The organism is Treponema sp. (assembly GCF_024696245.1).
In the GTDB taxonomy this organism is placed as follows: domain Bacteria; phylum Spirochaetota; class Spirochaetia; order Treponematales; family Treponemataceae; genus Treponema_D.
In genome coordinates this window covers 1-6,907 of the sequence record NZ_JAILGZ010000148.1, presented here as the reverse complement: position 1 = coordinate 6,907, position 6,907 = coordinate 1, and the positions used below count along the sequence as shown (strand labels likewise).

Here is a 6,907-nt window from a genome sequence, read left to right as displayed (position 1 = left end):
TGATCGCGTTTTTCTGCTTCTTCAAGCATTGCAAGATAATCTTTAAGATCATTTGGTTTATAGAAACAAACTGCATAAATACGGGAAAGCATAGCCTTGTCGCTGTCTCCCCTCCAGTAAGCACCTGCCATCTTTGTAAGCTTAAATGCCTGTCCGTTAATTTCTTTTGTAGATTCAACGTGAGGTCCGCGGCAAAGATCAAGGTAGCCGTCCTGTTCATAAGTAGTAATTGTTTCTCCTTCAGGGAGATCCTTTATGAGTTCAAGCTTATAAGGCTGATCTGCAAAAAGCTTAAGAGCCTCTTCTTTTGAAACTTCTTTTCTTACAAACTGATGGTTGCCTGCAAGAATCCTGCGCATTTCTTTTTCTATAGCAGGAAAATCGGTTTCGGTAGGTTTGGTATTGGTGGTGGTAGTGGAAAAATCAAAATCATAATAAAATCCATTTTCGATAGCCGGTCCGATTGCAATCTTTGTTCCCGGATACAAGTTCAATACGGCTTCTGCCATTACGTGTGCACAACTGTGCCTTACCATCTGCAATTTTTCATCAACTGCCATTTTCAATACCTTCTTTTATATAGAATAAAATTTGTTCATCTAGCCTAATACTTTTTTTTCAATTTTACAACCATTAAAGAAATCCCCGATTCATGCCGATGTTTAAAGGGTATAGGTGTATTTATGGCAGAAAATGATTTTAACAGTAAAATAATCGCAGCAATAGAAGAAAAAGGTATATGGTTTGACACTCAGGAACTGCCTAAACTTCAGGAAGATTATCGTCTTCACCTTACATGTGTGCGCAATCTTTTTGAAGCGATGGTTAATAAGAATTTACTCACTCCTGATCCATATAAAAAAGATAAGAAAATCTCAGAAATCATTCAGATAGAAAATCTTGAATTTACAGAAAATGAACGCAGCGTAACTTTAGGCATCAGATTCAGTGATTATGAAAGTATTCTGGATTTTGTCTGCAATTACATGAAGTTTTCTACCAAACAGCTTGATATGGAAAAGATCCGCAAGCTTCTTGAACTTAACAACACCTTCACCTGGTCAAACCTTACGGAAAATGCAACACGCCCTAATACAAGGGGTCTGGCTATCTGCGTTAAACAACTGCGCAATGGTGCACCTCCTATTATTTTAAGCCTTATAAAAGATACTACCCATAAAAGTGCAGAAGCTATTAAAGAAATAAACGACGGACTTAAAGCCCTTGCTGAATACCAGAAGGAAAGCTACAAGGTAGAAGTCCGCAAAAATGTCTTTGGTAATCCTTCATTCAGCATGCAGACAGCCATGTCTTCTCCGGCAGCAATGCTTTCTGAAATCAGAAAACATTTTGCATCTTCAATGCCAAAACGTCACTTTGCAGAACCTTTGATTCAGGAAATAATTGCAGAAGAACTGGGTACCGACAAGGAAGAAAGACAGGCTAAACTTCTTGCAGCTTTTGTACAGGAAAAAAAATCTGCTAAAAAAGAAGAAACTGTAGATACACATGAGATTCTTATGGAAGCAATCCGTACTTTAGGCAGCAGCGCAGATCAGATTGGCCTTGTATGCAGAAAATTTATTGCCAACAGCGAAATTCTTCAGAGTGAACACAACACCTTTAAAGATAAAATGGCCCGCTTCTTTAGAAACATGCTGGGACTTCAGCCGCCTCCTGTTATTTACAATGTAATTATTGTAGATAAAAAAACAGAAGCCAAAAAAAGACAGACAATTCAGTTTACAGATTTTATCGATTCCCTCTCCAAGCGGGCAAGGTATTTTTCTTCCTTCTCTGTAAAGCACACTCCGGGCTACACTAAAATTGCTTCTGCCCCGGAAGAAAAGGCCCTGGAATTTCTTTTAGGACAGATGGCTGACTGCAACAGAATCCTTAATGAACTTGAAGCTCTTGATGATTTCTTTAAAAACGAAGCTACCGCTGTAGACCGTACTAAAATTAAGGGCATAAAAATGGAACTTACTGCCATTAAAAATGTTCTTATTAAGGTAAACCAGCACCGCGCCGAATACATTTCCTATAAAGAAGAACAGGAACAGATGCGCAAACTTGGTATCATCGGAGACGCTTAAAATGAAAAAACTTTTAGTAACAGCTATATTTCTTTCTATTATTCAGGCATTTTCTTTTGCCCAGGAAGAAAAAGAAACCCCTGACTTTAAGGATCAGAGGGAACTTACGGTAATTGTACCTGTTCAGCCTTACAACCTTGATCCCCATACAGCAACTTACGTTTCTGAAGCCCAGATTCTTACAGGTCTTACAGAAGGACTTTTTAGTTACAATCCTGTAAGTGCCGCTCCTGTACCGGCCATCTGCCAGAGCTATAAAGTTTCAAGAAATAAAAAAAAGTGGACTTTTACCCTTCATGAAGATGCATGTTTTTCTGACGGAAGCAAAATAACCGCGGAAACCTTCAGACAGTCATGGCTCAGGCTTCTTAAAACAGAAAATGCCCCTTTTTCTTCTTTCCTTGACTGCGTAGAAGGAGCTGCAGACTATAGAATGGGAAAGGTTTCTGAAAATGAAGTTGGAATTAAAGCAAGGGACGAAAAAACACTGGTATTAAACCTTACTGAACCAACAGCTCACCTGCCTGCCCTTCTCTGCCATTTTTCACTGTCGGCAGTAAGCAAGGACAAAGATGTTTACTCAGGACCATTTGTTCTTGAAAGTTATAAAGACAATCAGCTTGTACTTAAAAAGAACATGAAGTACAGGGAAGCATCTTCTGTTGCACTTCCTTCCATTAAATACATACAATGCGAAGATTCAGACGCAAATGCCTTCAGCTATAATAACGGAGAAGCAGACTGGGTTGATTCTGTTGCAGCATCTGACAAAATCATAAATACAGATGCCATTCATGCAAATACAATTTTTGGAAGCTCATATCTTTTCTTTAAGCCTGTAAATGAACCATGGGACAAGCCTGACTTTAGAAACGCCCTTATAGAAGCAATTCCTTATGACAAGCTCAGGGATAAATACCCGGTTAAGGCGACAACTTTAGTTTACCCTCTTCCAAACTATCCTTCTGTAAACGGAATTTCCGGAACTGATGCAGATGATGCAGTTGAACTTATGGAAGAAGCAAGAAAAAAAGCCGGTATTCCTAAAAATAAAAAGCTGCCTCTTGTTTTTGCTATTTCGGACAATGACTATTACAAAAATATTACAGAAATCTTAAAGGAAGCCTGGGAGCCTCTTGGAGTAAAAGTTATTACCCAGACTACACCGGAATACCGCTATAACTATTCTATAAAGGACTGGAATGCAGATCTTTTTTCTTACGCCTGGGTTGGTGATTATGCAGACCCCCTTGCCTTTCTTGAATTATTCAAAAGCGGAAGTTCATTTAATGTAGGAAACTATTCAAATCCGGAATTTGATAAATACCTGACCCTTGCATCAACAGCTGATTCTACTCAGGAACGATATACAAATCTTGCAAAAGCAGAACAGCTTCTTCTTGATGACGGAGAAATCATTCCTATCTCCCACTCCATCAGCTATCACGTAATTAATACAGAAAAAATCGGAGGATGGTCAACAAATGCCCTGGACATTCACCCTCTTAAATATCTGTATATTAAGGAAGAAAACTTTGAACTTCCTGAAGGAATGATTATTATAAAATATCCAGAAGACTAAGCTTTATAAAACCGGCACGTTTTGTCTGCCATGAAGAACCTTCTTCCCAGGCAGCATACATTACGTCGCCGGCTATGGCAAACTCACCGTATACAAATCCATTATCCAGCTTTGGCAGGCGGAAGGCACTTACTTCTTCTAACCCTGTCTTTTTTACAAACACTGTTCCATCTGCAAATAACACTGCGGAATAAAAGTTTCCGGCAGAAGACATGGCTACGGCATTAACTGTATGTTCATCGTTTCCTTCATGGTAATAGCTTACAGGAGTTGTTCCACTGTCGTCCCTGTATGAAACATAAAAAGAAAAATAGTCCGGCAGGGTACGAAGCAGGGCTTTTAATTCAAGAGGAGCTTCTGCAAATAATTTTGGCATGCAGACACTTAAATATTCTTCTTCACTGGACTTTCTTATAAAAAAGTTTTCTCCACCAAGAGCAGGATTTAACTCTCCAAGAGCTACAGGAGGCTTCCACCAGAGATACTTAAACTGGGCTTCACTTTCGTCTGCACTTTTAGCACCTACAACCCACACGTCACCATTCCAGAAGCATCCTGTTACCTGATCTTCTTTATTAAGCTTCATGTTTTCATAAGAAACCAGGGGATAAAAGTTTTTGGAACGCACGTCAAACTCAACTAAAAAAGGCCTTATAACCTGAACACCTGATGAGGCATCCTGAACCTTTTTCTGGTTAAAAAAGAAGGTACTTCTGTAAAGATAAAAAACCGGACTTCCGGCAGAAAATACTATTCCCTGAACTGAGTTATCAAGAAAAAGGGAGTTATCCTTAAATAATTCTGCACCTTCTTCCGTAAAGGCAATAAGACCGCAGCGGTTTAAAAGTGCAAAAGCTTTGAAGGGTGAATTGTCTGACTGAGAAAGGGATGCTGCACTGCTTATACGTACTGCTTCTGTCCATGGTTTTTCTGAGGCTGCAGCTGACTGGGATGGAAGGGTGGTTTCTTTAATTGAATCACCGTCAAAATAAAACCACTCATGTCCTACATGCAGTTCTTCTATCTGCTTAATGTCCTGCATTTTCTGCAGGGAAGACCTGTCTTTTTTATTACTACAGCCTGCTAAAAATAAAAAAAGGGCTGTCAGTAAAACTGCTACTGTAAATGAACTGCAAAGATTTTTTTTCATACTATAAGTGTACAGACTTTTAGCCTATTTTTCCAATGCTTTTATATCTCCTTTCTTAAAAGTTCCATTTGCAATTGAAGTCATAATTCTGCCCTTATCGTACAGAACCTCTGGATAAGAAGAAGTTTCTTCTATTAATTTACCCCAGTTAAAATATTTAAGGTAGGTAAGGCTTTTTTTTGCAGGAGACAGGCTTGCTTCCATAATCCCGGAAAAAACCTGGGCTGCAAAAGCTGCATGGAGATTTAAAGCAGATGACAGGGGATAAATGTTTCCCCAGACCAGGTTTTTCTTTTTACCGGAAAGTCCCTTAACTGTTACCGGAGTTACATGGCCTTTTTCCATAGACAGATAAAATTCCGGATAGCCCCTTAACTCAAAATGGCAGAGAATACCTTTCTCATCATAATACTCTACAAGCCAGGAGTCAGAGCTTTTTACTTCCTCTAAGCCAGTCAGGACAAAATGTACATCCGATTTTTCTTCAATAAAAGTGCAGGATGTAAAAGTTAAAAAGAGCGGACTAAAAAGTATAATAGCGTTAATGATAAAAATATAATCTTTCATATCATATATATAATTTAACTGCCACTGCAAAAAACTACACAAAATCTAAAAAATTTAATAGAATCTAGAAGAAAAATAACAACTCTATAAGGAAAGCTATATGAAAAAAATTTTAATGGTCACTATGGCATTACTAAGTTCTACAGTATTAATGTCATGTTCTAAAAACAAAGACGAAGACGAAGCACTTTCATCAGTAAAAACAGTTGCTGCCATAAAGGCTTCCAGTGTTCCTGAAAGTGGTGCAAAAACTTTTATCAAGGACGACTCATACATTATTTCTGCTGCAAAGTCATTTAAGAATCAAATAAAAGATGATGAAGTTGATCCTTTTATCCAGTTTATTGAAGACAACTATGTAGACCTTCTCGCTAAAATTCAAAAAGAAACAAACATCTATCTTGTAAGATCCGGCAAGGCAGGAAAATACGAAAGGGCACTTAACAGAAGTGAATATATTCAAGGGCTTAAGAGGGAATTTGAAGACCTGTCGGAAGATTTTAATAACGAAATGAATAATTTTTATAGAAAACAAAAAGCAGACATTAAATGGTCTTATGCACCAGGAAAATCAACAGACCTTCCAGAAGGAATGCAGATTAATATCCCTGGAATGGGTTTAAAGCTTAAAGCAGCAGTAAACGAAAAACAGCAGGCAGGTAAAGTTGCAGGCAGCGCCAACGGAAGCGTTTATGTTGATATAGATGGCCTTAGTTTTTATATCAGGGATTTAAATGCAGATCTTACAGCAAAAATGGATAAGACCAATTTAAACGTAGATTGCCAGGCCATGGGAACAGCAGGTTTTTCACTTACACCAGCCAAATTTGATATAGAAGATTCAGGTCTTAAGTATTATGCTATTGAAATTTCTGCAGGCGGCAATACTGACTTTGATGCAGATTTAAATAACAAGGATGTTAAAGAAGGAAACTTTACTGCAAAATTCTCTGCAAGTTCAGCACTTTCTTTTGTTGCACCAAACGGTGTTGGAGGAAAGGCTGTATTTACCTTTGGAACATCTGCTAAAACCGACGTTGACAGCTTAAAGCAGAAACAAGAAATTGGAGAAGAACTTCAGAAAAAAATCTCAAACAATGAAGAACTTAGTGAATCTGATATTAATAAACTCTGCAAGGGAATTAACGTAACAATGTCCCTTAAATTCTATGATGACGACAATAATCAGACCTACTGCTTTATGGATGCAAAAAACACTTACGAAGTATACAAAGCCATTCTTGACTTTAGCAACAAATACGGCATTGATGCTGATTATATTATGAATATGTTTGATAACGTAAATTACGGCGACTCATACAATGATTATACCGACGACTACGACTACAACTACGACTACGATTATGATGATAGTTACGGAAGAACGGGCATTAGGTGAATATATAATTGCCTTAGGCTGGTTGTGATCTATTAAGAGTGCCATCTCTCCTGCTGCAAGCTGAACATTTGCTGCCAGTAAAATAGCACCGGTTTTTCTTGGTCCAATATAGC

The 6,907-nt window shown here is 38.1% G+C and carries 6 protein-coding genes and 1 pseudogene; 3 read left to right on the top strand and 4 right to left on the bottom strand.

Going from position 1 to position 6,907, the window contains the following annotated elements:
• Window positions 1–560, bottom strand: a pseudogene (locus tag K6D58_RS10510) (threonine--tRNA ligase); the annotation flags it as partial.
• Window positions 561–683: 123 nt separating this feature from the next.
• On the opposite strand from K6D58_RS10510, the gene K6D58_RS10505 reads away from it, so the two are divergent.
• Window positions 684–2,096 (top strand): TP0584 family protein, encoded by a 1,413-nt coding sequence (locus K6D58_RS10505; RefSeq protein ID WP_296830447.1) that lies wholly within the window; start codon window positions 684–686, stop codon window positions 2,094–2,096.
• 1 nt (window position 2,097) lies between these two features.
• On the top strand, window positions 2,098–3,678 hold the full coding sequence (locus K6D58_RS10500; RefSeq protein WP_296830445.1) for a peptide ABC transporter substrate-binding protein: 1,581 nt from the start codon (window positions 2,098–2,100) through the stop codon (window positions 3,676–3,678).
• Here the strand turns inward: K6D58_RS10500 and K6D58_RS10495 are convergent.
• Window positions 3,656–4,828, bottom strand: coding sequence for a DUF8086 family protein (locus K6D58_RS10495; RefSeq protein ID WP_296830444.1), 1,173 nt, complete (start codon window positions 4,826–4,828; stop codon window positions 3,656–3,658). The genes K6D58_RS10500 and K6D58_RS10495 overlap by 23 nt on opposite strands.
• Before the next feature lie 24 nt (window positions 4,829–4,852).
• Window positions 4,853–5,395 carry a hypothetical protein gene (locus tag K6D58_RS10490; protein ID WP_296830442.1) on the bottom strand — a complete coding sequence of 181 codons (543 nt, stop codon included), beginning with the start codon at window positions 5,393–5,395 and terminating at the stop codon, window positions 4,853–4,855.
• Window positions 5,396–5,495: 100 nt separating this feature from the next.
• On the opposite strand from K6D58_RS10490, the gene K6D58_RS10485 reads away from it, so the two are divergent.
• A complete protein-coding gene (locus tag K6D58_RS10485) occupies window positions 5,496–6,794 on the top strand; it encodes a hypothetical protein (RefSeq protein ID WP_296830440.1) in 1,299 nt (432 codons plus the stop codon).
• On the opposite strand, the gene K6D58_RS10480 is transcribed toward K6D58_RS10485, so the two are convergent.
• A partial coding sequence (locus tag K6D58_RS10480) for a hypothetical protein (protein ID WP_296830438.1) occupies window positions 6,711–6,907 on the bottom strand: 197 nt, incomplete at its 5' end. The genes K6D58_RS10485 and K6D58_RS10480 overlap by 84 nt on opposite strands.